The organism is Pontibacillus sp. HMF3514 (assembly GCF_009858175.1).
Taxonomy (GTDB): domain Bacteria; phylum Bacillota; class Bacilli; order Bacillales; family BH030062; genus Pontibacillus.
The window spans coordinates 3,138,630-3,161,180 of the sequence record NZ_CP047393.1; the positions used below are offsets into that span (position 1 = coordinate 3,138,630).

Below are 22,551 nucleotides of genomic sequence, written 5' to 3' on the forward strand. Positions count from 1 at the left end.
CTTCCCCCTTTAGTTACGTAGTGGCTTACCTTTCATTAACATGTGTTGCATACGTTGTTGTGTCTTAGGCTCACCTACGAGACTTAAGAATGCTTCACGCTCTAAGTCCAATAAATATTGTTCATCTACTAACGTTCCAGCAGCTACTTTTCCTCCTGCTAAAACATTGGCAAGTTTTTGTGCAATCTTGATATCATGTTCTGATGCATATCCACCGAATCCCATTGTTTTAGCGCCTAGAAGCATGGTTGCATAACCTTGTTCACCAACAACAGGGATTTTCTTACGTTTAGGTGGCTGATAACCTGCTTTTGCAAGACCCAACACTTTTTGCTTAGCATCATGTAAAAGATGATCACCATTTACGCTGATGGCATCCATTTGATCCAAGTAACCTAGCTCACGTGCTTCCACAGCTGATGTAGAGACTTTGGCCGTTGCAATCTTTTCAAAAACTTCGTTCGCAACTTTTTGAAGGTCAAAATCTACAGAGTCCGGAATACCGCGTAGATGCTTAATATATAGCTCTTTGTTACCGCCTCCACCAGGGATTAAGCCAACACCTGCTTCAACTAGACCCATATACGTTTCTTGTGAAGCCTGAATCGCACTCGTTGGTAACGTGATTTCTGTTCCTCCACCAAGCGTCATCCCAAATGGTGCTGCCACAACAGGCTTTTCAGAGTACTTAATATTCATCATGGCGTTCTGGAATTGCTTAACGACCATTTCAATTTCCATAAAGTTAAAGTCTTGAGCTTCCATCAGAATCATGCCTAGATTCGCACCAACACAGAAGTTCTTCGCCTGATTCCCGATCACTAATCCTTTGTAATTTTGCTGAACTTCTTCTATAGCAAAATTAATCATCTGCATAATATCTAATCCAATCGCATTGCTTTGCGAATGGAATTCAAGTAACGCTACGCCATCACCAATATCGATCAGGCTTGCACCACTATTTTTCTTAATAACACCTTTCTTTTCCTTAGTGCTCTGAATATGAATTTCTTTTTCATTGAAGGATTGAAGCTTATATTCACCATTATGGTAAAAGTAAACGCTACCATTTTCCTTCTTATAAAAAGAGGTATAACCTTTTGATAACATCTCTTCAACCCATGCTGGAACGGTTTCTCCTTCATCCTTCATGCGAGCAACGGATTTCTCCACTCCAATTGCATCCCACATTTCAAAAGGACCTAGCTCCCAGCCGAATCCCCATTTCATCGCATTATCGATTGATGGGATATCATCAGCAATTTCACCCGTTAGTTCAGCTGAATAAGTTAGAACTGGCTTTACAATATTCCAAACGAAATCTCCAGCACGATCACCTTTAGAAGTGACAAGAGCTTTCAGTTTACGTTTAGGACCTTTTTCTTGTTTCGCCATCTCTGTTGCGCTTGTTTTCAGCTTTTTACGATCTTCATATTCTAAGGTCTCTGGGTTTAACTCATAAATCGTGCTTCCGTCTTTTCCTTTTTTCTTCAGGAAGAAGCCCTGACCGCTTTTCGCTCCGATCCAGCCTTTTTCAGCCATCGTCTTCATAAACTGAGGAGGATCGAATACGTCTTTTTCGTCACCTTCAACTTTGTCATAGACGTTTTTCGCAACGTGTAGGAATGTATCAAGGCCTACAACATCTAGCGTACGGAAGGTTGCACTTTTCGGACGCCCAATCATTGGACCCGTTACTGAATCAACTTCACCAACACTATAGCCACCATTCACCATTTCACGAACCGTAACTAAAAGACCGTACGTTCCGATTCGGTTTGCTATGAAGTTTGGCGTATCTTTTGCTTCAACGACGCCTTTACCCAGAACGTCTTCTCCAAAGCGTTTCATGAATTGAAGAACTTCGGAATCTGTGTTCTTAGTTGGAATAACTTCTAATAATTTTAAGTAACGAGGCGGGTTGAAAAAGTGCATTCCTAGGAAATGCTTTTGAAAATCTTCAGAACGTCCTTCCGCCATGCTCTCAACGGAAATACCTGATGTATTGGAAGTAACAATCGAACCTTCTTTACGGTATTGATCAACAGATGCAAAAACCTTTTGTTTAATTTCTAGATTTTCAACAACGACTTCGATAATCCAATCGACTTCACTTAATCGGTCCATGTGATCTTCCATGTTACCGGTTTCAATCATGTCTAAATTTTTCTTACTAGTCAGTGGTGAAGGTTTTTGTTTAAGTAATCGTTGCTTACTCACTTCACTCATTCGGTTTCGTACTTGAGGATCTTCTAACGTTAACCCTTTCTTCTTTTCCTGGTCGTTTAGTTCACGAGGTACAATATCGAGCATTATTGATGGAATGCCCACATTCGCCAAGTGTGCAGCAATACCTGCTCCCATTACTCCTGAGCCTAAAACAGCTGCGCGCTTGATTGTTCGCTTCATTCTAAATCCCCCTAACATTTGAATGAATACTCATTCATTTTAAACGAAAAAAATATATAGATCGCAATCGACCTAAATCCTACCTTTACTATAAAATATTTTCAGACATTTCGCAATCATTTTATTTGGGAAAATCAAGACGTTTCCAAAATAAATTGAAAACGTCTTGTTCTCTTTATGGAAGTAGAACAATCTTCCCCATTTTACCTGCTTCTTTAAAGTAGCTTTGAGCATCACGCGCCTGTTCTAGAGGAAATGTCCGATCGATAATTGGTTTCACTTTCCCTTCACTTACAGCATCCATCAGCTTCTTAAATTCTTTACGCGTTCCTAAAACAGACCCAATTAGTGTAATGTGTTTTAGATACATGGTTCTAAAATCAAGTTCTGTTTTCTGGCCACCTGCAGACCCTGAAGTACAGAACCTTCCTCCTTTTTTCAGAACCTGAAGGGATGTATTAAACAAGGCATCTCCTACAACATCTAATACAGCATCAATAGGACCATCATTTGCTTCAAGAATTTCTTTTTCTAATTGATCTGATTTATAGGATAGAACATGAGTAGCTCCTAACTCCTTCAATTTATCCGCTAATTCTAAATCCCCTACGATAGCAATAACCTTAGCTCCAAAGACTTGTGAGGCTATTTGAACATTAAGAGAGCCCACTCCTCCATTTGCACCGGTCACCATTACGGTTTCTCCCTCTTGAATTTGAGCTTCTTCTACCATATGCCAACCTGTCATACCACTTACAGAAAAAACTGCACTTTCAGGGTATGTAGATAAAGGCATTGGAAAACACAATTCCGCAGGCCAAACCACATACTCAGCATATCCACCATCATATTCTGAACCTACGAAGGACATATCCTCTGAAATATGTTCTTTACCTTCCTCTCCACTAGAAGTGAAAGGGAATAATACGACATCTTGTCCTACGATACTTTCATTCACACCTGTACCTGCTTCTACAACTTTACCCGTTATATCTGAGCCAGGTATTCTTGGAAACTGAACACCCTCAGGACGCCAGCCAGATTTTCCACCTGTTCCATACGCTCCTTCACGCATCCAAATTTCTGTATTATTTATGGCACAGGCTTTCACCTCGATAAGTACTTCTCCTTCCTTAGGTTTAGGCGTTTCCTTTTCAACATATTGTAGTTGCTCAAGACCTCCGTATCCTTCAACTTGAACTGCTTTCATGTATGACTCACACCTTTTCTTGTTTTTTAAATCTGTCTTTATAATGCTTCGTACTAAAGCAAAATATATATGATATTGCCTTATTAAACAAAAAAAGAGCTCACCACGAATAGGTGAACTCTCTCATTTCTACTTCCCGAACACACCTTTTGCTACAAATGCTACGTTAGCAGGTCGTTCAGCAAGGCGACGCATGAAGTAACCGTACCAATCATCGCCATATGGTACATAAACACGCATGCGATACCCTTCTTTAATCAATTCTTCCTGTCGTTCTGTGCGAATGCCAAATAACATCTGAAACTCAAATTGATCTCGAGAAATATTATGTTCTTTCTCAAGTTGTTTTGTGTATTCAATCATTTCATCATCGTGGGTAGCTACTGCTGTGTAGTTCCCATTTAATAAGTGCATCTTAATAATCTTCTTAAAGTTGTCATCTGTATCTTTCTTTTCAGGGAACGCTACTTTTGGTGATTCTTTATAAGCCCCTTTTACAAGACGAAGATTCGGACTGTATTGATCTAATTCTTCGATATCTTCTACAGTTCGATATAAGTAAGCTTGTAACACTGTACCGATTAACTCATACTCAGATTTGAGCTGTTTAAAAATCTCAAGTGTCTTCTCGCAGCGTTCGTAGTCTTCCATATCTATAGTGACGAAAACGTTATACTTTTTACCTGCATCTAAAATCGTGCGCATGTTTTCCATCACTAAATCGTCTGATATATCCAACCCCATTGAAGTTAACTTCAATGACAATTGTGAGTTCAAGTTTTGTTCAGAAATAACACGGATGGCTTCAATACATTCTTCTGTACGTTGCTTGGCTTCATCTTCATTATCAACAAACTCACCAAGGTGATCAATCGTCACATCCATGCCTTTTTCGTTAAGATCTTGTATAACTTTCGCAGTGTTTTGCATTGTTTCTCCAGCAACAAAACGTCCTGCTCCGAAACGTAGGCCATATTTCCTGGCTAATTTTGTAAACATTTTGTTCTTTGATAAAAATAGAAAGAAATTTCGTAATAATTGCTCCATCTTGACCCCTCCCTATTCATCAATTGTTATTGATGATGGCGCAATTCCTATTATAACAATCATGTAACCACTTACATTTTATCATCAATTTCGACAAAACGTGTATAAAATTCTTACTATTTTAGTTACATATAATTTTGACAAAAGAGTCTGAAAAATAAAAGTGATAAGACTTAAGTCTCAAAAGCATAGCACAAATCAAATTGAGGCAATCTAAAACAGAATACATGACTTATGTAAGGAGGGTACCTCAAATGCAACAAAATCAAACTACCGGTCAGCAAAATCAAATGAATGTGATGCCTCAACCACCTACGATGGTGAGCACAAAAGACCAGCTATATCTTACGGATATGCTTAGCTGGAACCTAATTGCCGCTAAGAAAGCTCATTTCTACGCTGGCTTCTGTCAAAACCAAGAGCTGAAATCATCACTTGAGCAAGCAGGTCAGATGCACCAACGTCATTATGAAAAAATCTTACAGCACTTGAATCAAAATGCACAACCACAGCAACAACCGCCATTAAACTAAGGTTAGGAGGTAATATCATGAACAATCAACAAAGTAAAAAGGTACAAAACCCTGAAACGGCAGTACCAAAAAATGAGCAAATGAATGAACGTGATTTCGTGAATGACATGCTTGCTACAGAGAAGTACATGACGGATGCATACAGCACAGCAATGAACGAGGCGAGCTGTCAGAATCTATATCAGGATATTTCATCTATTTTTAATGAAACTCAAGACACTCAACGTAATATGTATAACCTTATGTTTAAAAATGGTTGGTATAGCGTTGAAGCTGCAGATCAGCAGAAGATGCAGCAGTCCTATCAGCAGTTTTCTGGGTACAAGAACCAGTTGCCTTATATGAATTAGACTACTGGTTTGAGAGTCATGTGAAGGCGATTCTAGCACGATATGGGCTATCTTTTGCCGTATTCAGGCGGTCCTAGCTCGATTCTGGCGATCTCTTGCCATATTCGGGCGGTCCTAGCTTGATTCAGGCGCTCTTTTGCCATTTTCAGGCGCACTTTACCCGATTCAGGCGGTTCTAGTCCGATTCTGGCGCTCTTTTGCCATATTCCGGCGAACCCCTGTGCCTTCCGGGCGATACGGCACATAAGCAGGCGCTCTTAATATCCACACCTAAAAAAACGTCATTCCGATTCAATTCGGAATGACGTTTTCTATTTATGCTACAACGTCGTAGCCTTGTTCTTCAATTGCTGATTTCATTTGTTCTTTTGATACGTAAACATCATCGTATGTTACGTCTACTCGGTTTGAATCAAGATGAACCTCTACACCTTGAACACCATTTAATTCTTCTAAAGCACCTTTAACTGCCTTTTCGCAATGACCACAAGTCATTCCTCGTACATCTAATGTAATTTGCATCGTAACATCCTTTCCTCGTTTTTTATATTTTAACTCGCTTCAATCGAAGTGAGTTAGAAACAACACTAACAGAGCTAAATGCCATAGCTGCTCCAGCAATCCATGGAGCTAGCAATCCAATGGCTGCGACTGGGATACCTGCTGTGTTATAAGCAAGCGCCCAGAATAAGTTTTGACGGATATTTTGCATCGTTTTCTGACTTAGACGAATCGCTTTAGGGATTAATGTTAACTCTCCGCCTAGAATTGTTACGTCCGCAGCTTCAATCGCTACGTCTGTTCCAGTTCCGATTGCAATTCCAATATCCGCTGTTGCCAATGCAGGCGCATCATTAATTCCGTCGCCTACCATAGCAACTTTTTTGTCTTGTTGCTGGAGCTCTTTTACGCGTTCAGCTTTTTCCTCTGGGACAACTTGAGCAATTACTCGGTCAATCCCCACTTGCTTAGCAATGGCTTGAGCTGTGCGTTCGTTATCTCCAGTCAGCATTACAAGTTCGATTCCTTGCTCCTTCAAGAGAGAGAGAGCTTCTTTAGCTGAAGGTTTGATGGTGTCAGCTACAGCAATTACACCTTCAGCTTTCCCATCTACACTAATAAGCATAGCGGTTTTACCTTCTTCCTCCCAAGACTGCATAAAGGAATCATAGTTTTTATATTCCACGTTTTCATTTTGAAATAACGTGCGTGTACCAATTAATACATTTTTCTCATTCACCGTGGCCTTGATACCGTGACCTGGTATCGCTTCGAACCACTCTACTTCGCTTAAATCAAGTGATTTAGATTCAGCATGTTGAACGATAGATTGAGCTAATGGGTGTTCAGATCCTTTCTCTGCACTTGCTACTAGAGCAAGCACGTCGTCTGTACCTTCAAAGTTCGTGACCTCTGGCTCACCTTTTGTGATCGTTCCAGTTTTATCAAAAACAATGGTGTCGATTTTGTGAGTGGACTCTAAATGCTCTCCACCTTTAAATAAAATTCCTTGCTCAGCAGCTTTACCCGTGCCAACCATAATGGAAGTTGGTGTTGCCAGTCCAAGAGCACAAGGGCAGGCAATTACGAGTACTGCAATTGCTGCTTCTAATGATAAAGGAAGATCACCAGGTGCCACTATTGTGATCCATACGACAAAGGTTAAAACAGCGATACCTACTACAATCGGAACAAAATACCCTGAGATCACATCGGCCATTCGCTGAATAGGCGCTTTGGAACCTTGAGCTTCCTCCACGACTTTTATGATACCTGCTAAGGCTGTATCCTTCCCGACTTTAGTCGCACGCATGTGAATCGTTCCATTTTTGTTAATGGTAGAACCAATAACTTTATCTCCGTTATCCTTTTCTACAGGAATAGACTCCCCTGTAATCATGGATTCATCAATTGAAGTAGTACCCTTAATGACTTCACCGTCTACAGGGATCTTTTCACCTGGACGTACAAGAATTGTATCTCCTACAACAACCTGCTCAACAGGCACTTTTTGTTCCTCTCCATCACGTAGAACGGAAGCTTCCTTGGCTTGTAGATTTAACAAGGATGAAATTGCCTGCGTTGTTCTGCCTTTTGCAATCGCTTCAAAGTATTTACCTAATAAAATTAATGTGATTAGGATCGCACTTGTTTCAAAATACAAATGAGGTTCTTTACTCGGATGCCCAATCGTTTGAATGGCTTCAGCTAAACTGTAGAAATACGCAGCACTTGTACCTAGTGCAACGAGTACATCCATGTTTGCTGTTTTATTCTTGAGGTTTTTATAAGCTCCCTCATAAAATTGCCAACCGATGACAAATTGAACTGGAGTTGCCAGGATTAATTGAAGCCATGGATTCATGAGTAAGTCTGGAACCGGCAGCCCAAACAAGTGCTCAAACATGGTATAGAGTAATGGAAGAGACAAGATTGCTGAAACAATTAGCTTAATTCTTTTTTTCTTAAGTTCTTCTTCTTTTTGAGACGATTTCTCTTCTCGGTCCGCTCGCTCCTCAGCATCATAGCCAAGTTTTTGAATACGAGCGATGATATCGTCTAATGACACAAGGCCAGGGGTATATTCTACAAGTGCTGTTTCATTTGCTAAGTTTACGCTCGCTTCTTGAATACCGTCCATTTTATTGAGGACTTTTTCTATACGGGAGGAGCATGCAGCACATGTCATACCATATACATCTAACTCCAATTTTTCGGTTTGAACACCATATCCAAGCTTTTCTATTCGTGCTGAAATATCTTCAGGTGTTACTTGATCCGCATCATAATCAATTGAAGCCTTCTCCATTGCAAGATTGACTTTTGCATCTACCCCATCCATTTTGTTTAATACTTTCTCAATTCGTGTAGAACAGGCAGCACATGTCATGCCCGTGACACCGACATTAATGTGTTTTTCTTCACTCATGCTTCCACCTCCTATTTAGAAAACTGTTGCATGACTTTCATTAATTCATCAATGGCTTCTTCTCCTTCACCCTTTTGAATGGCATCTGAAACACAGTGGTGCGTGTGTCGTTCCATAAGGGAGAAGCCCGCCTTTTTGAGCGCATTGTTAATCGCTGATATTTGAACAAGGATATCTACACAGTACCGATCTTCTTCAATCATCTTTTGTATTCCTCGAACTTGACCTTCTATTCTTTTTAGGCGGTTCAAAACAAGTTGTTTTTCATCATCTGTTCTAGGTGTTACTGGTTGCTTTCCGCTATCTTCAGGTAATTCTTCATGATTGGTCATGAAACCACCACCTCTTAAAGTTCTTTCTTTTACTATACCCCCGTTATGTATTATCAGTCAAGTTATAATCTTTATTTGTTTAATAAGGTTTTTAGTTTATTGAATTTAAAATACCCCCTGGTTTCCCAGGAGGTATTCAAGCTTATTTCGCTTCTTCAATACAAGCTACCATTCTGTCTTCAATATCTTTTGCAATATCATTTAATTCAGGGTCTTCTACAAATTCAATTAATTGGGTTGGTTTCGGCATTCCGATTTTGTTCTGATCGCCTTCTTCATAAACAACGATTTTACAAGGAAGGAAGTAACTCACAAGTGGATTCTTCGATAGAACCTTTTTCGCTTCTCCAGGGTTACATACTTCTAAGATTCGGTACGTATTATCAAAATCGAACCCTTTATTGTTTAGTGTTTCTTTAACATTGAAGTCCCATAACACACCAAACTTTTCTTTTTTCAACTCTTCTTCAAGTGATTGCACTGCTTCATCCAATGACTTTTGTGTTTCTACAGTGTAGTGAAACATCCAATATCCCTCCAATCATTTTCTTCATTATACATTATACCCTGAATGGTATAGTTAAAACGAATAATTTGATCAGGGAAACTTAATCAATGATAGCCCCCCTTATCTTGAAGACTTGGTTTCGAGATAAAATGAGAGCAGTCCGTTGCGTTTGTGAGAGATAGGGGTTCAGAGAAACGGCAATACTCCTGCGGAAGACCGTCCGAGCCTCCTCGTCACTTCGTTCCTGTGGGGTCTCGGCCGCCCTTTCTACCGCGGGAGTTTGCCGTTTCCTTCACCCCTTTGCGTTTATGGAGATTAACGGACTCTGGTTGTGTGATTTCTTAACCTTACGGACATCTGTTCCGTTATTTTATCTTAATCTAACTTCATTGAAGAGCTTACGGACATTCATTCCGTTATTTGCTTCAAATCACCTTTGAAAAAGACCAATTTGTCACAAATAAGGTATCATATGTCCGTAACGACTCTCGTAATGCCTTAAAAGTTCAAAATAACGGAACAGATGTCCGTAAGCATCGACCTCTCAACATCGCTGCGGTTCCGTTATTCACCATTTGGCCAAGGTGGGCTGCATAAACGTAACGGAACCATCCCGCACCAGCTTATTCAATATTACTGCCAGATTGCTGAACAAAAAAATGTCATGTCGCCCTTAAAAAGAGCAACATGACACGATTAAAGAAAGGTTTTAGCATAGTTAATTTGTTTTTGAACTTGAGATGTGGATGTTCCACCATAACTGTTTCGCGCGTTCATGACTGAGATTGGTTGAAGAACTTCGTATATATCTTCTTTAAATAAAGGACTAAATTGCTTATATTCTGCTATGGTTAAATCTAAAAGGTATTTATTTTGTTCAATACCATATAGAACAATTTTCCCTATAATTTCATGAGCTTCTCGAAAAGTAGCTCCTTGGTTCACTAAATAGTCAGCTATGTCCGTTGCATTCGAGTAATCATGCTGGACAGATGCTTTCATATTCTCGTGTTTAACCACCATAGTTTCAATCATTGGAGCAAGCAAACGTAACGTCCCATCAAGCGTTTTTACTGTATCAATCATTCCTTCTTTGTCTTCTTGCATATCTTTATTATAAGCAAGAGGTAGACCTTTAAGGACCGTGAGTAAACTAAATAAATTTCCGTAAACTCTTCCTGTTTTAGCACGTAGTAATTCTGGTACATCCGGATTCTTCTTTTGTGGCATAATACTAGAACCTGTACAGAAAGAATCGTCTATTTCAATATACTGAAACTCCTGACTACTCCATATCACCATTTCTTCAGATAAGCGGGAGATATGCATCATGACAGTTGAAGCAATCGATAAAAATTCAAGAATAAAATCTCGGTCACTAACAGCATCCATACTATTAGGGTACACTTCATCAAAATTTAATAATTCAGCCGTACGCGAGCGATCAATAGAAAAAGTAGTACCAGCTAGTGCACCTGCTCCTAGAGGAGACATACTTATACGTTTTAGACTGTCTTGAAACCGACTTTTATCTCGTTCTAACATCCAAAAATAAGTCATCAAATGATGTCCAAAGGAAACAGGTTGTGCTCGCTGAAGGTGTGTGTACCCCGGCAGTATCGTTTCTATATGATCCTCTGATTGTTTAAGGATCACCTTTTGCACTTCTTCAATTAAATAAATGAATCCTTTGGTTTTTCGAAGCAAGTACAAATGCATATCGGTTGCAATTTGATCATTCCGACTTCTTCCTGTATGAAGCTTTCCTCCTACTGGACCAATTGCTTCAATCAAACCTCTCTCAATATTCATATGAATATCTTCATCTGCAACTGTGTACTCAAAAGTCCCATTTCGGATTTGGTCTCGTATTTGTAACAGGCCGTTCTTTATTTGACTCATTTCTTCTTCAGTAATGACACCATTCTCTTGTAGCATGGTTACATGTGCAATACTTCCTTCTATATCCTCTTCAGCAAACTCTTGATCAAATTGAATAGAAGCCGTAAACTCCTCAACCAATTCATTCGTTTGCTTCTGAAAGCGTCCGCCCCAGAGCTTAGACATAAAATCCCCCTCTTATGAATGCGTTACGTTTTTATGAACTTGAGCAAATACTTTTGTAGGAAGCCCCCAAAGTTTAATAAATCCTTCAGCCGCTTCATGATCAAACATATCTCCCTGCAAATAAGTGGCAAGCTCTTCATTATATAGAGAATTTGCTGATTCACGACCTACTACGTCATTATGACCTTTATGAAGCTTCAAACGAACCGTGCCCGACACAACCTTTTGTGTTTCCTCCACAAATGCCTCTAAAGCATTTTTTAATGGAGAAAACCATAAACCATCATAGATTAATTTTGTCATCTGCTGATCGATTGTGGTTTTAAATTGGCTTACTTCTCTCGTAAGGGTTAAAAATTCAAGCTCCTTATGCGCGTTAATTAATATAAGAGCTGCAGGGTTTTCATATACTTCTCTAGATTTAATACCGACTAAACGGTTTTCTACGTGATCTATTCTTCCAACACCATGTTTACCACCAATATCATTCAACTCTTCAATTAGGGAAACAAGATCCATTTTTTCACCATTTAGAGCAACTGGACGTCCTTGATCAAATTCAACAGTTACGTATTCAGGTTCATCAGGTGTAGAAACGAGTGGGTTCGTCCAATCAAAAGCCTCTTCTGGGGCTTCCACAGCTGTATCTTCTAAAACACCTGCTTCGCATGCACGCCCCCAAATGTTGGCATCAATTGAGAAAGGATTTTCTTTATTCACTGGGACTTCTATGCCTTTTTCCTGTGCATAATTTAGCTGCTCATCCCTGGTCATTCCCCATTCACGTACAGGAGCAACCACTTTCAAATCAGGATTTAAAGCTTGGATGGATAGCTCAAAACGCACCTGATCATTTCCTTTACCTGTGCATCCATGTGCAACGGCCACAGCTCCTTCCTTTTCCGCTATTTCTACTAATAATTTTGAAATCAGAGGACGAGAGAGAGCAGATGATAATGGATACTTCCCTTCATATAAAGCATTAGATTTTAAGGAAGGAAGTAAATACTGTTCGGCTAACTCTTCCTTTCCATTAATGACATAGGCTTTTGATGCTCCAACGTTTAGGGCTTTTTCTTTTATAGTAGTCAAATCTTTTCCCTCTCCTACATCTAAGCCAAGAGCAATCACTTCGTAACCATATTTCTCTTGAATCCATTTAACTGAAATGGAGGTATCTAGCCCTCCGGAATACGCTAATACAATTTTACCGTTACTCATTCTCTCCACTCCCCTTAATAAGTTTTCACTTTGTTATTTCGTATCATTATACATAAAACAGTATTTATATACAATATATAAAAACATATTGTTTAACAATGCAATAATTATAATTATTTTATACTAGTAAAAATAAAGGTCATGCATACTCATACAATTATCTGTTTAGAAGCAAATGAGTAAATCCAATTTCAAAGGGGTAATTTAACTGTACGTAAGCTATAAAAAATTAAATAGTTGAATATACGCTGTTAGGTATTTTATGATGAATCATAAGGAGTGATCTTATGTATATCACAGATGAAGCCAGTCAGGAGCTGCAACTTATATTAGATGATAACGATGCAGAAGGAATTCGACTGTTCTTTGCTGGCATTGGCTGAGGTGGCCCACAGTTAGGAGTGGCTCTGGATGAGCCGCATAAAAATGATATTGTAGAAACTGTCAATGGCATTCAAGTAGCGATTGCGGATCAAGTTCGTCATTTAGTTGAAACAGTAACACTTGAAAAACGCTCAAGAGGTTTTGTATTAACGGGCGTACCCACAACTGATGATTGTTAAATAAAAGCCAGAAATGCATACCTCATGTATTTCTGGCTTTTTTGTATTAAATTGACCTTCCTCCAGATAATTGCTACTATTTCATTAGCTTACTAGAACGTTTTCATCGTTTTTATATAGAAGGAGGAAACCCATGCAACGGGAATTAAAAGGAGCGCTTTTTGTTTTTGCCATAGGAGTCTTTATGGCTGCACTTGATAACGGTATTATTACCGCTTCTTTAACGACCTTAATTTATGCATTTGATGTTAGTGCAACTTGGGGGTCGTGGACCATTACATTATATACACTTGGACTAGCTATTTCAGTTCCTATAGTTGGAAAGCTCTCTGATCAGTTCGGACGGAAAAGGTTGTTTATCATTGAAATTGCCTTATTCGGACTAGGATCACTCCTCGTTGCTCTGAGCGTGAACTTTCCTATGTTCCTTACCGCCCGCTTCATTCAATCCTTAGGTGGTGGGGGGATATTCATCATTGCAAGTTCATTTATTTTGAATACATTCCCTAAAGAAAAACAAGGAAGGGCTCTTGGCGTCATTGGTGGCATGAACGGTATAGCAGCTGTTTTGGGGCCAAATGTAGGAGCTCTAATCCTTCAACTAACTGGAAGCTGGCACTGGTTGTTTCTTATTAATATACCAATCGCTATCCTACTTCTCCTATTTGGAGTTAAATACATAAATGAAGAACAAGAACTCCATCACGAAAAAATGGACTGGGCTGGAATCTTCCTATTAACTTCAGCTATCTTATCGTTAATGCTTAGCTTAACGATGCTTGAGGGATCAAATATCATAACTAGCTTATTACAGCCACGTTTCTTTATCTTTGCTGTATTAGCGATTGTTTTGATTGCAACACTGATTCAAGTGGAGAAACGCATAGCTCGCAAAAGAGAGCCTCTCCTCCCAATAAGATTATTTCAGACTTCATCTTTTCTTTGGACTCTAGTACTCGCTTCCTTTTCTGGTATGATTCTGGCTTCTGTCATTTTCATTCCTGGCTTTTTAGAGCAGTACTTACAAATCCCAAGAGAACAAGCAGGTTACTGGTTCACTCCACTAGCTATCGCTTCAGGCGTTGGAGCAGGCGGTGGAGGAACACTTGTCGATAAAAAAGGTCCCATCACAACACTACTTACAGCATCGATTATTGCTTTTATCGGCTTTTTCCTATTCCCATTATGGGTAGAAACCATATGGCAGATGGTCATTGCCAGTATTTTTGTAGGACTCGGTTTTGGTATGATGCTAGGTGCTCCTATTAATGTACTAGCCACAGAAAAAACTGAGGAACGAAAAGGGGTTGCGCTTGGTACGACCTCCCTTTTTCGACAATTAGGCATGACCCTTGCACCTACTCTATATGCAGGTTTTATTGCTAGAACATTTTCTAACCTTGACCAACGCGCTCAGGCTAATCTAAAAGAAGCAAACTTATCTACTGAGGGAGTTCCCGGGCATGAAGATAATAGAGCCCAAATCTCTGAATTCCAAACCATCCAATCCGACTTCCAATCCGTATCGGATGATCAAGTTCGTGACGTTCTTCTTGAAACGCTACAAACCGTTGTGGGACAAGGTTATAATGGATTATTTTACAGTGCTATGACAATTAGTGTTTTTATGTTTATTGGAGCATTATATGTTAAAAAACTTCGATAGTAAGGTTTTCGAAACACAGATCAAGAAGATTTGTGTTTCTTTTTTTCAGCTTTTTTATAAATCGGAATCATTCTTATTTACAAATCGGAATCATTCCGATAAAATAACATAGGCATGAAAGGTAGAGAAAAGAGGAGATTATGTATGAAAAAGATTATGGCAATAATGCTGATGATGATCGTAACGCTAATGAGTGCTTGTTCATCACAAGAAAGCTCATCTGAAACTGGACTTAAAATATATACATCCATTTATCCCATTCAATATTTCACAGAACGCATCGGTGGTGAACACGTTAACGCTAACTCCATATACCCACCCGGAGTAGATGCTCACACATATGAGCCTACAGCTAAAACAATGGCCGAAATTGCGACAAGTGATGCATTTATCTATTTAGGAGCAGGATTAGAAGGTTTCGCTGAATCAGCTGCGGATGCATTAGCTGATGAAAAGGTTCAATTAATGGAGCTCGGAGCACATGAAGAGCTATTTACGAAGGTTGAAATTGATAAAACAGAAACCCATAACGAACATGAAGAAGAGCAGAAAGAAGACCACGGTCACAACCATAGCGGAAAAGATCCACACGTATGGTTAGACCCACTCCGCTCTCAAATGATGGCTAATTACATCAAGGAAGAGCTTGTGAAATTAGCCCCAGAGCACAAAAAACAATTTAATGAAAACTACGAAAAGCTTATAAATGACTTAGAATCTCTACACGAACAATTTAAATCTGTAACCCAACAAGCTGATCAAAACAAATTGTTTGTTTCTCACGCAGCATACGGATATTGGGAGCAGCGTTATGGAATTGAACAGATTTCAGTTAACGGGATTTCGCCTAACAATGAACCATCTCAAAAAGACGTAAAACGACTAGTCGAAAAAGCTAAAAAGGAAAACGTAAATTATATGATTTTTGAACAGAATGTATCGAATCAAGTAGCATCCATGATCCAGAAGGAAATCGGAGCTAAATCCCTAACGATTCATAACCTTTCCGTTCGTACTGAACAAGATATAAAAGAAGAACAAGATTATTTATCCTTAATGAAGCACAACTTAAATGTTTTAGAAAAAGCATTAAATAACTAAACGAAAGGAGGTTATACCATGACTTCACCGATCCTTAACATTAAGAATCTTAGCTATGCCTACGAAGACAGAGAGGTTCTAGAAGATATTCATTTCACTATTCAACCTGGTCGCTTTGTAGGTTTAGTAGGCCCAAATGGATCTGGAAAAACAACGCTCATTAAGCTTATATTAGGCTTAATCAAGCATAAACGTGGAGATATTGAACTTTTCGGAACGCCTATTGAAAAGTTCAAAGATTGGGATCGAATCGGCTTTGTTTCTCAAAAGGCAAATAGTTTTAATACCGGATTTCCCGCTTCAGTGTTTGAAGTTGTTTCAATGGGACTCACTTCAAAAGTGGGATATCTACACTTCTTTCGTAAGAAGCATAAGGAAAAAATTAAGGAAGCCATTGACCTTGTTGGAATGAGTGAATACATTCATAAAAATGTCGGTGACCTTTCTGGAGGTCAGCAACAACGTGTATTCATCGCTCGCGCTTTAGTGAGCGAACCTGACTTTCTCATACTAGATGAACCCACTGTAGGTGTTGATGCCGAGAACGTGGAGCGCTTTTACAACATGCTTGCAGATTTAAATCGTAATAAAGGCATTACACTACTATTTGTCACCCATGATATTGGTACGATGACATCCTATGCTACAGATATTGCGTGCTTGAATAAACACATTCATTTTCATGGTGATCCTTCTTCATTTGAACAAATGAATGAAAAGGATCTATCCAATATATACGGGCATCCTGTTCAGGTTGTCACACATGATCACTAATGGAGGTTAGACGATGTTAGAAAGCTTTATACAACTACCATTTTTGCGAAATGCATTTCTCACAGGCATCTTAGTCGGCTTTATCGCACCTCTATTAGGTACGTTCATTGTCGTAAGAAGATTATCCTTGATTGCTGATGCTTTATCCCACGTTACACTCTCAGGGATTGCGTTTGGACTTATGTTAGATAAAAAGTTAGGCGGAGTCGCCATTACACCTTTTTACACAGGTATTGGTTTCTCCGTTTTGGGATCGATATTCATTGAACAATTACGACGAGTCTATAAATCCTATCAGGAGCTTGCCATCCCGATTATTTTATCAGCTGGGGTCGGCCTGAGCGTTATTTTCATTTCCATCGCTAATGGGTTTAACCAGAACTTATTTAACTATTTATTCGGATCTGTTGTAGCAGTAAGTTCTACAGATCTTTGGACAATTCTATTCATTGCTATTGCGGTTACGATATTGATTGTTATATTTTATAAGGAATTATTTATGTTATCATTTGATGAAGAACATGCTGTCGTTTCAGGAATACACGCTCGTCGTATTCATTTCTTATTCATAGTATTAACAGCTCTAGTTATAGCCGCATCTATCCGAATTGTCGGTGTGTTACTCGTATCAGCTCTCATGACCCTACCAGTCGCTGCTAGTATTAGAATCGCTAAAGGGTTTAAGCAAACCATCATGTATTCAATTCTATTCGGCGAAGCATCTGTATTGATTGGACAGATTGCTGGCTATTACTTTGAAATTCCACCAGGTGGTACAATTGTAATAACAGCTGTCTTGATTTTAATAGGTACAATAGGATTTAAACGATTAAGAAAACGTTCTTCTTATAAGAAGGTGATGTCATGAATGTAGATCGTGCACTTCAACAATTAAAAGATCAAGGTCATAAGTACACAGATAAACGCGAGGACATGCTACGTTATTTTGATCAAGAAAATAGCTACCGAACAGCTCGTGATTTACTTGAGAATATGCGAGAAAACTATACAAACATTAGTTTTGATACAATTTATCGAAACTTGCATTTATTTGTGGAACTAGACATATTAGAGGTGACAGAATTAGAAGGTGAAAAACACTTCCGAATTAAGTGTGATAGTCACCACCATCACCACTTTATCTGTCTTGATTGTGGACAAACGAAAGAGATTCACACTTGTCCAATGAACTCTGTTAAACAAGAATTACAAGACTTCGCAATCGAAGATCATAAATTTGAAATTTACGGTAAATGCCCAACATGTCAAACCGCTTAAAAATGCTTGGATAGCCCAAGCATTTTTTTTACACGTTTAGAAGGTATTTGGTTTATCATGATAAACTTGTGAAGTTGAGGCCCCATCAATAGAAAAGGAGTGACTAATAGGATGCATTTTTACATAGCCATTTTCCTTGGAGGTTGTCTTGGTTCCATCGGTAGGTACTCAATCTCATTATGGGTCGAAAACCTTCACCCATTTCCTTTTGAGACATTAGCTGTAAACTTAATTGGTTGCTTTTTCTTGACCTACTTTGTCTCGCATCCGGTTCTTTCCTCTAAACTCTATCGTCCTATTCAAGTAGGTCTTGGTACTGGATTAATTGGTTCATTTACGACCTTTTCTACTTTTTCGACAGAAACAATCGATTTATGGATGAATCAGGAGCAACTATTATCCTTCCTTTATGTACTAGTCAGCATCTTAGGTGGACTTTTATTAAGTTGGACAGGATATAGAGCTGGACAAAAGGGAGGTCATTCTACATGAACTTTCTTTTGGTCGCTTTAGGTGGGGGACTAGGTGCAATAATCCGTTCAATTATCAGTAACAGATGGAATACAGGAAGCTTCCATTTCCCTAAAGGGACATGGATTGCGAATATATCAGGCTCTCTATTACTTGCTCTATTCATCTCTTTACATATAAAAGAAAGGTTATCTGAAGAATTTTGGCTTTTTGCCGGGGTCGGCTTTTGTGGGGCTTACACTACTTTTTCCACCTTTGGTAAAGAAACGGTTCATTTGATCATAGAAGGACATATCAAAAAGGCTATGCTATATGTGCTATCCTCTTTACTATTTAGCCTAGCTTCCGTTATAGTCGTTTTTCTTTTTCTTTAACGTAAAGACCTCCACGAGGAAACCTTCCCTTGTGGAGGTCTTTCAGATTAATGTAATAGTCGGTCAATATTACCTTTGTTAGCACTATAGCCCGAGAATGTATTACGCTTCTTCTTACCAAATAAATTTTTTGTTTCTACGACAATACCAGGTGTGATTTCATTTCCAGTATCATGTTTAAGCTGGTTTCTTCGTTCCTTTGATTCTGTCACATCTACTTCATTATAGGGAACTTCACCTTCAGACAAAAACCTCTTCAATGCTTGTGAATCCTCACAAGTTGGATGCGTATAAATTTGGATAAGCTTTTGTGGCATATCGTTCGCCTCCTCTTTTTTTATTAGCGTATGTTGATGCTGGTTGACCAATGAAACTTGATTACGCACAAGTTTCGACATTTTACTACTATTTTCCCTGAAAGTCACAATTTCCATACATCCGAACTTTAATACTATTGATTGAAAGTTTATACCATTTGTTAGAGGTTTTTTACCATCATTTCCCTTTCGTAAAACGTAGAAATTAAAAAAAAGCCTTCCCTCATATTTGAGAAAAGACTTTCATTAAGAACAATATTTTTCGATCGCTTTTTGAAGAGACTGCATAAATTGAAGGTTCATTTGAATAGACATTTCATGTAGTTTACGAGCTTGGTCTGGTTTGATTCCAATAATAACAACTTCTTTCCCCATATAAAGAAGGCTCGTGAAAATATCTCTTAACAAATGAAGTGCCTCAGGATTAAAAGCTCCTACGCCTGTAAAGTCAAAAAGGATTCGATCATGATTATAATGATGAGCTTCATCGAGTATTTGCTCCTTGATGACAAATAACTTTCTCTCATCAAGAACACCAAAAAGAGGTATTAAGGCTGTATCAGTAGTCAGCCCAACATAAGGGGCAGATAATCGATTGTTTTGGTCTACTGCGTCATCAAGCTTATCTTTCTCCTCTAATAACTCAAAATTCGTATCATTTAATCGTTTTTGAAGCTTTTCAAGCATACCTGAAACATGATTGTTCTCTTCGTACTTAGGCATCATCATCACTTCTGCTTGCAAATCATTTTTCCAATTAACATAAAGATCGATTAAAAACACTTCTGATCCCTTATGCATATTAATCTCAATTTTAACCTTACCAGCATCAGGGTTCACCCATTTTATAACTTTGTCATGACTATCCTGATCCACACTTTCAAGGAAAGAAGGATGTAATTCTAACAATTCGTTCGCTTCAGGTGTATATTCTAAAATGTAAAATTTTCTATCTATGGTTACGAAAGGAACAGGTAATTGATCATGAACTTGTCGCATTGATGTTTCTTTGATCCTCCTCTAACCATTCTTGTAAGGCATGTAAATCCTTCATTACAAATACACGGTCTGATGTAAATGAAGTTAAGTCATGCTTTTTAGCCATTCGTCCACCTATTAAAATTGTAGGTTCCCACTCTAAATTCATAAGTGATTCAATGACTTTTTTCAATGTAGGTAGGCGATAAGATAAGGCTGCAGAAACCCCAATCACATCCGGTTTAAAAGAATTAACCTGTACGAGTGCATGACTGAGAGGTAAATTGGGTCCTAAATAACGAACCTTCCACCCTTTTTCACGAAAAATAGAGGCAACCATTTTTAGGCCGAGGTAATGTTGCTCTTCTTCGACACCAAATAAAAGGACTTTCTTTCCCTGTTCACTAGATGACTGTAAATCATCTACTTGAGAGAGAACAAAGTCGCAAATCGCTGTAGCTAAATGCTCATCAGCTACAGAAATTTCATTCGTTTCCCATAATTCTCCTACGTGATACATAGATGGCGTAAGAAGATTTTCATACGCTACCATTCGATCAAATGGGGTTTGAAAGGTTTGAAGGTATTGAAGAGCCTCATCCTCCTGACCATTAAGAAACATGTTTGCCATCTTTTTATGATGACTCATTTTGATCACCTCTCTGTGGAAGCTTGTTGTAATTGTTCGATCCCCTTATCTAAGTATTGTTGATAAGCGGCTTCTTCATCTGAATCTTCTAATAGCTGAACAGCTGATTTAAGGCGTTGATAATTATCAATAATGATAGGAGTCCCAACATTTCTACTTGTTAACACTCTGTTTAACCAATCCGTATAGTCTAAAAAGAAAGAAACATCTTGCAATTGATAGGTTGTCTCAAGATGATCCAGGTGATGGTAATTATCTTCAGCTGTACGCTCTCGACCATTTTCACCGAACTTGTCCCACAGAAAAGGAAATGCCTCATAAATTTCTTCAACAACCTGGTGGACGATCTTCTCTTTTTCTAATGTCTTCATTCTGCTACAACCTTATACTTCTTAACTTTTGGTGGAATATTAGCTAGTTCTTGATCTGGATAATTTTTTTCTAATTCATGAATCTTTTGAAACTCTTCACTCGTTGCCCATTTCATATAATGTTCTTTAGATTCCCATTCCATATGAACTGTTAATTCTCCAGGACGTTTATCATTTTGAAGTAATTGAAAGGAACGAAAACCCTCCCACTTATCCACACTGCGAGAACGCTTTTGGTAAATTTCAATTAATTCATCAGCTTTTTCTTCAGGAACTGTAACCGTAGAATCTACTATGTACATAAAGAACTCCTTATTGGTAGAATAAAATTTCCATTTAATATTATTATTTTATCATAAAATTTATTTTGAATTAAGGTAGATGCATTGATGGTATAAATGTGCAAGTTCCTATATTAATAAAAGAAATCCTACCGAAGTTCGGTAGGATTTCTTCATGAAGTAGTGTTATACACTTGTATCTTTTTATAAAACCACCTCATCAATAACCTTAGTCTCTTCATGTTCAAGTAAGTTCTTCGGTACAATCTCAGTAATTGGTTTGTTCATATGAGATTCAATCTCTTCAGCTTCTTCTTTGTTTCCAACAATATAAATTGCTTCCCAATTACCGTCTTTTGCTAATTTATCTAGTGTTGGGGCAATGCTCTTATACCAACGTTGTTGATTGGCATGGAAACGGTCATAAAATTGTTCTTTTTGAGGACTCTTACCCGAACCCATAGAAGGTTTTGCTTGGTGTGGTCCTGTGTTTTGACGCCAGTCTTCTGTATCAATATCTAATTCATAATGGTCTGTATCATGTACAGCTCCTAATTCAGACTCAATAATTTTAATGTTATTTTGTTGCACCAAAATAATACCCGTTCTAGGGAATTTCTCATGTAGTTCACGTAATTGGTGAAGCTGTGGTGTATCTTCCCAATAGAATTCCGTTTTCACAGGCATTTGAATAGGTTGTGCGAACCAAAGCTCACCATCGGTAGAAGCGATAACTACAAGACTTTTAGAAAGGTTACGCTCATATTCTAAAATAAACTTTTCTAATTGTTCTTTTAAGTTACGGAAATTCTTCAATTCATCTTTATTTCCGCTTTCTTGTAGGTAATGTTCAAAGTTATTCATACCATTTTTAAAGTGGATCTTCCACTCTCCACCCTGCTGCTCAGGGTCAGATAAATCAGTATTTAAATACATGGTTAAAACTTGATCTGGTTTTTCTGCATAAAAGTTTTCTAATCGTTTTAGTTCTTTGTGTAAATTCATTTATTGTTTCCACTCCTTTGTAGAATGGGATGATTCATCCTTGGTATGTATGTAACCGTCAATAAATGAAATCAAACATAGGAATTCTCATAACTTTTTATGTGTTGTCTTCATAAT

Annotated in this window: 27 protein-coding genes; 12 read left to right on the forward strand and 15 right to left on the reverse strand. The window is 38.4% G+C overall.

The genetic code is table 11. The features are described from left to right. Positions 1–9: 9 nt before the first annotated feature. The 3 genes from GS400_RS16120 to GS400_RS16130 all read right to left on the reverse strand — a co-directional run bounded on the left by GS400_RS16120 (position 10) and on the right by GS400_RS16130 (position 4,666). The gene (locus GS400_RS16120) at positions 10–2,409 is read right to left on the reverse strand and encodes a 3-hydroxyacyl-CoA dehydrogenase/enoyl-CoA hydratase family protein (protein WP_160103473.1); all 2,400 of its coding nucleotides are present in this window, start codon (positions 2,407–2,409) and stop codon (positions 10–12) included. Positions 2,410–2,584: 175 nt separating this feature from the next. Beyond that, complete coding sequence (locus tag GS400_RS16125) at positions 2,585–3,619, reverse strand: zinc-binding dehydrogenase (RefSeq protein WP_160103475.1); 1,035 nt, start codon at positions 3,617–3,619, stop codon at positions 2,585–2,587. Positions 3,620–3,748: 129 nt separating this feature from the next. Then, the gene (locus GS400_RS16130) at positions 3,749–4,666 is read right to left on the reverse strand and encodes a proline dehydrogenase family protein (RefSeq protein ID WP_160103477.1); all 918 of its coding nucleotides are present in this window, start codon (positions 4,664–4,666) and stop codon (positions 3,749–3,751) included. A 254-nt stretch (positions 4,667–4,920) separates the two neighbouring features. On the opposite strand from GS400_RS16130, the gene GS400_RS16135 reads away from it, so the two are divergent. Both GS400_RS16135 and GS400_RS16140 read left to right on the forward strand, forming a co-directional pair. Then, positions 4,921–5,199 carry a hypothetical protein gene (locus GS400_RS16135; protein WP_160103479.1) on the forward strand — a complete coding sequence of 93 codons (279 nt, stop codon included), beginning with the start codon at positions 4,921–4,923 and terminating at the stop codon, positions 5,197–5,199. A 17-nt stretch (positions 5,200–5,216) separates the two neighbouring features. Next, entirely contained in the window at positions 5,217–5,549 is a 333-nt protein-coding gene (locus GS400_RS16140) for a spore coat protein (protein ID WP_160103481.1), read from the forward strand. Positions 5,550–5,864: 315 nt separating this feature from the next. Here the strand turns inward: GS400_RS16140 and copZ are convergent, their stop codons facing one another. The 4 genes from copZ to GS400_RS16160 all read right to left on the reverse strand — a co-directional run bounded on the left by copZ (position 5,865) and on the right by GS400_RS16160 (position 9,336). Beyond that, the gene (copZ, locus tag GS400_RS16145; RefSeq protein WP_160103483.1) at positions 5,865–6,071 is read right to left on the reverse strand and encodes a copper chaperone CopZ; all 207 of its coding nucleotides are present in this window, start codon (positions 6,069–6,071) and stop codon (positions 5,865–5,867) included. Positions 6,072–6,093: 22 nt separating this feature from the next. Beyond that, positions 6,094–8,478: a heavy metal translocating P-type ATPase gene (locus GS400_RS16150; RefSeq protein WP_160103485.1), complete on the reverse strand. Its 2,385-nt coding sequence runs from the start codon at positions 8,476–8,478 to the stop codon at positions 6,094–6,096. An 11-nt stretch (positions 8,479–8,489) separates the two neighbouring features. Beyond that, positions 8,490–8,810, reverse strand: coding sequence for a metal-sensing transcriptional repressor (locus GS400_RS16155; protein WP_160103487.1), 321 nt, complete (start codon positions 8,808–8,810; stop codon positions 8,490–8,492). 142 nt (positions 8,811–8,952) lie between these two features. Then, positions 8,953–9,336, reverse strand: coding sequence for a DUF302 domain-containing protein (locus GS400_RS16160; protein ID WP_160103489.1), 384 nt, complete (start codon positions 9,334–9,336; stop codon positions 8,953–8,955). Between the two features lie 290 nt (positions 9,337–9,626). Here GS400_RS16160 and GS400_RS20345 point away from each other — a divergent pair, with 290 nt between their 5' ends. Both GS400_RS20345 and GS400_RS16165 read left to right on the forward strand, forming a co-directional pair. After that, positions 9,627–9,758 carry a hypothetical protein gene (locus tag GS400_RS20345; protein ID WP_255454145.1) on the forward strand — a complete coding sequence of 44 codons (132 nt, stop codon included), beginning with the start codon at positions 9,627–9,629 and terminating at the stop codon, positions 9,756–9,758. Continuing rightward, a complete protein-coding gene (locus tag GS400_RS16165; RefSeq protein WP_160103491.1) occupies positions 9,739–9,915 on the forward strand; it encodes a hypothetical protein in 177 nt (58 codons plus the stop codon). Before GS400_RS20345 ends, GS400_RS16165 begins: the two co-directional genes overlap by 20 nt. 99 nt (positions 9,916–10,014) lie before the next feature. Here the strand turns inward: GS400_RS16165 and argH are convergent, their stop codons facing one another. Both argH and GS400_RS16175 read right to left on the reverse strand, forming a co-directional pair. Continuing rightward, positions 10,015–11,385 carry an argininosuccinate lyase gene (gene argH, locus GS400_RS16170; protein WP_160103493.1) on the reverse strand — a complete coding sequence of 457 codons (1,371 nt, stop codon included), beginning with the start codon at positions 11,383–11,385 and terminating at the stop codon, positions 10,015–10,017. Between the two features lie 12 nt (positions 11,386–11,397). After that, on the reverse strand, positions 11,398–12,606 hold the full coding sequence (locus GS400_RS16175; RefSeq protein WP_160103495.1) for an argininosuccinate synthase: 1,209 nt from the start codon (positions 12,604–12,606) through the stop codon (positions 11,398–11,400). A 401-nt stretch (positions 12,607–13,007) separates the two neighbouring features. Between GS400_RS16175 and GS400_RS20220 the strand changes: the two genes are divergently transcribed. The 8 genes from GS400_RS20220 to crcB (GS400_RS16215) all read left to right on the forward strand — a co-directional run bounded on the left by GS400_RS20220 (position 13,008) and on the right by crcB (GS400_RS16215) (position 18,833). After that, complete coding sequence (locus GS400_RS20220; protein ID WP_236560996.1) at positions 13,008–13,169, forward strand: hypothetical protein; 162 nt, start codon at positions 13,008–13,010, stop codon at positions 13,167–13,169. 133 nt (positions 13,170–13,302) lie between these two features. Beyond that, positions 13,303–14,835, forward strand: coding sequence for an MFS transporter (locus GS400_RS16185; protein WP_160103499.1), 1,533 nt, complete (start codon positions 13,303–13,305; stop codon positions 14,833–14,835). Between the two features lie 144 nt (positions 14,836–14,979). Further along, a complete protein-coding gene (locus tag GS400_RS16190) occupies positions 14,980–15,936 on the forward strand; it encodes a metal ABC transporter solute-binding protein, Zn/Mn family (protein WP_160103501.1) in 957 nt (318 codons plus the stop codon). 18 nt (positions 15,937–15,954) lie between these two features. Then, complete coding sequence (locus tag GS400_RS16195) at positions 15,955–16,710, forward strand: metal ABC transporter ATP-binding protein (RefSeq protein WP_160103503.1); 756 nt, start codon at positions 15,955–15,957, stop codon at positions 16,708–16,710. A 13-nt stretch (positions 16,711–16,723) separates the two neighbouring features. Next, the gene (locus GS400_RS16200) at positions 16,724–17,578 is read left to right on the forward strand and encodes a metal ABC transporter permease (RefSeq protein WP_160103505.1); all 855 of its coding nucleotides are present in this window, start codon (positions 16,724–16,726) and stop codon (positions 17,576–17,578) included. Continuing rightward, on the forward strand, positions 17,575–17,988 hold the full coding sequence (locus tag GS400_RS16205) for a Fur family transcriptional regulator (RefSeq protein WP_160103507.1): 414 nt from the start codon (positions 17,575–17,577) through the stop codon (positions 17,986–17,988). Before GS400_RS16200 ends, GS400_RS16205 begins: the two co-directional genes overlap by 4 nt. A 111-nt stretch (positions 17,989–18,099) precedes the next feature. Further along, complete coding sequence (gene crcB / locus GS400_RS16210; protein ID WP_160103509.1) at positions 18,100–18,480, forward strand: fluoride efflux transporter CrcB; 381 nt, start codon at positions 18,100–18,102, stop codon at positions 18,478–18,480. Further along, positions 18,477–18,833 carry a fluoride efflux transporter CrcB gene (gene crcB / locus GS400_RS16215; protein WP_160103511.1) on the forward strand — a complete coding sequence of 119 codons (357 nt, stop codon included), beginning with the start codon at positions 18,477–18,479 and terminating at the stop codon, positions 18,831–18,833. Before crcB (GS400_RS16210) ends, crcB (GS400_RS16215) begins: the two co-directional genes overlap by 4 nt. Positions 18,834–18,880: 47 nt before the next feature. Here crcB (GS400_RS16215) and GS400_RS16220 read toward each other — a convergent pair whose 3' ends face one another. The 6 genes from GS400_RS16220 to GS400_RS16245 form a co-directional block, all read right to left on the reverse strand. After that, on the reverse strand, positions 18,881–19,150 hold the full coding sequence (locus GS400_RS16220; protein WP_160103513.1) for a glutaredoxin family protein: 270 nt from the start codon (positions 19,148–19,150) through the stop codon (positions 18,881–18,883). 246 nt (positions 19,151–19,396) lie between these two features. Continuing rightward, positions 19,397–20,149: an STAS domain-containing protein gene (locus GS400_RS16225; protein WP_160103515.1), complete on the reverse strand. Its 753-nt coding sequence runs from the start codon at positions 20,147–20,149 to the stop codon at positions 19,397–19,399. Further along, complete coding sequence (locus tag GS400_RS16230; protein ID WP_160103517.1) at positions 20,133–20,777, reverse strand: cobalamin B12-binding domain-containing protein; 645 nt, start codon at positions 20,775–20,777, stop codon at positions 20,133–20,135. The genes GS400_RS16225 and GS400_RS16230 overlap by 17 nt, the downstream gene beginning before the upstream one ends. A gap of 5 nt (positions 20,778–20,782) precedes the next feature. Continuing rightward, on the reverse strand, positions 20,783–21,148 hold the full coding sequence (locus tag GS400_RS16235; RefSeq protein WP_160103519.1) for a hypothetical protein: 366 nt from the start codon (positions 21,146–21,148) through the stop codon (positions 20,783–20,785). Continuing rightward, positions 21,145–21,450, reverse strand: a complete 306-nt coding sequence (locus GS400_RS16240) for an antibiotic biosynthesis monooxygenase family protein (RefSeq protein WP_160103521.1) — start codon at positions 21,448–21,450, stop codon at positions 21,145–21,147. The genes GS400_RS16235 and GS400_RS16240 overlap by 4 nt, the downstream gene beginning before the upstream one ends. Positions 21,451–21,633: 183 nt before the next feature. After that, a complete protein-coding gene (locus GS400_RS16245; protein ID WP_160103523.1) occupies positions 21,634–22,434 on the reverse strand; it encodes a VLRF1 family aeRF1-type release factor in 801 nt (266 codons plus the stop codon). Positions 22,435–22,551: the final 117 nt, after the last annotated feature.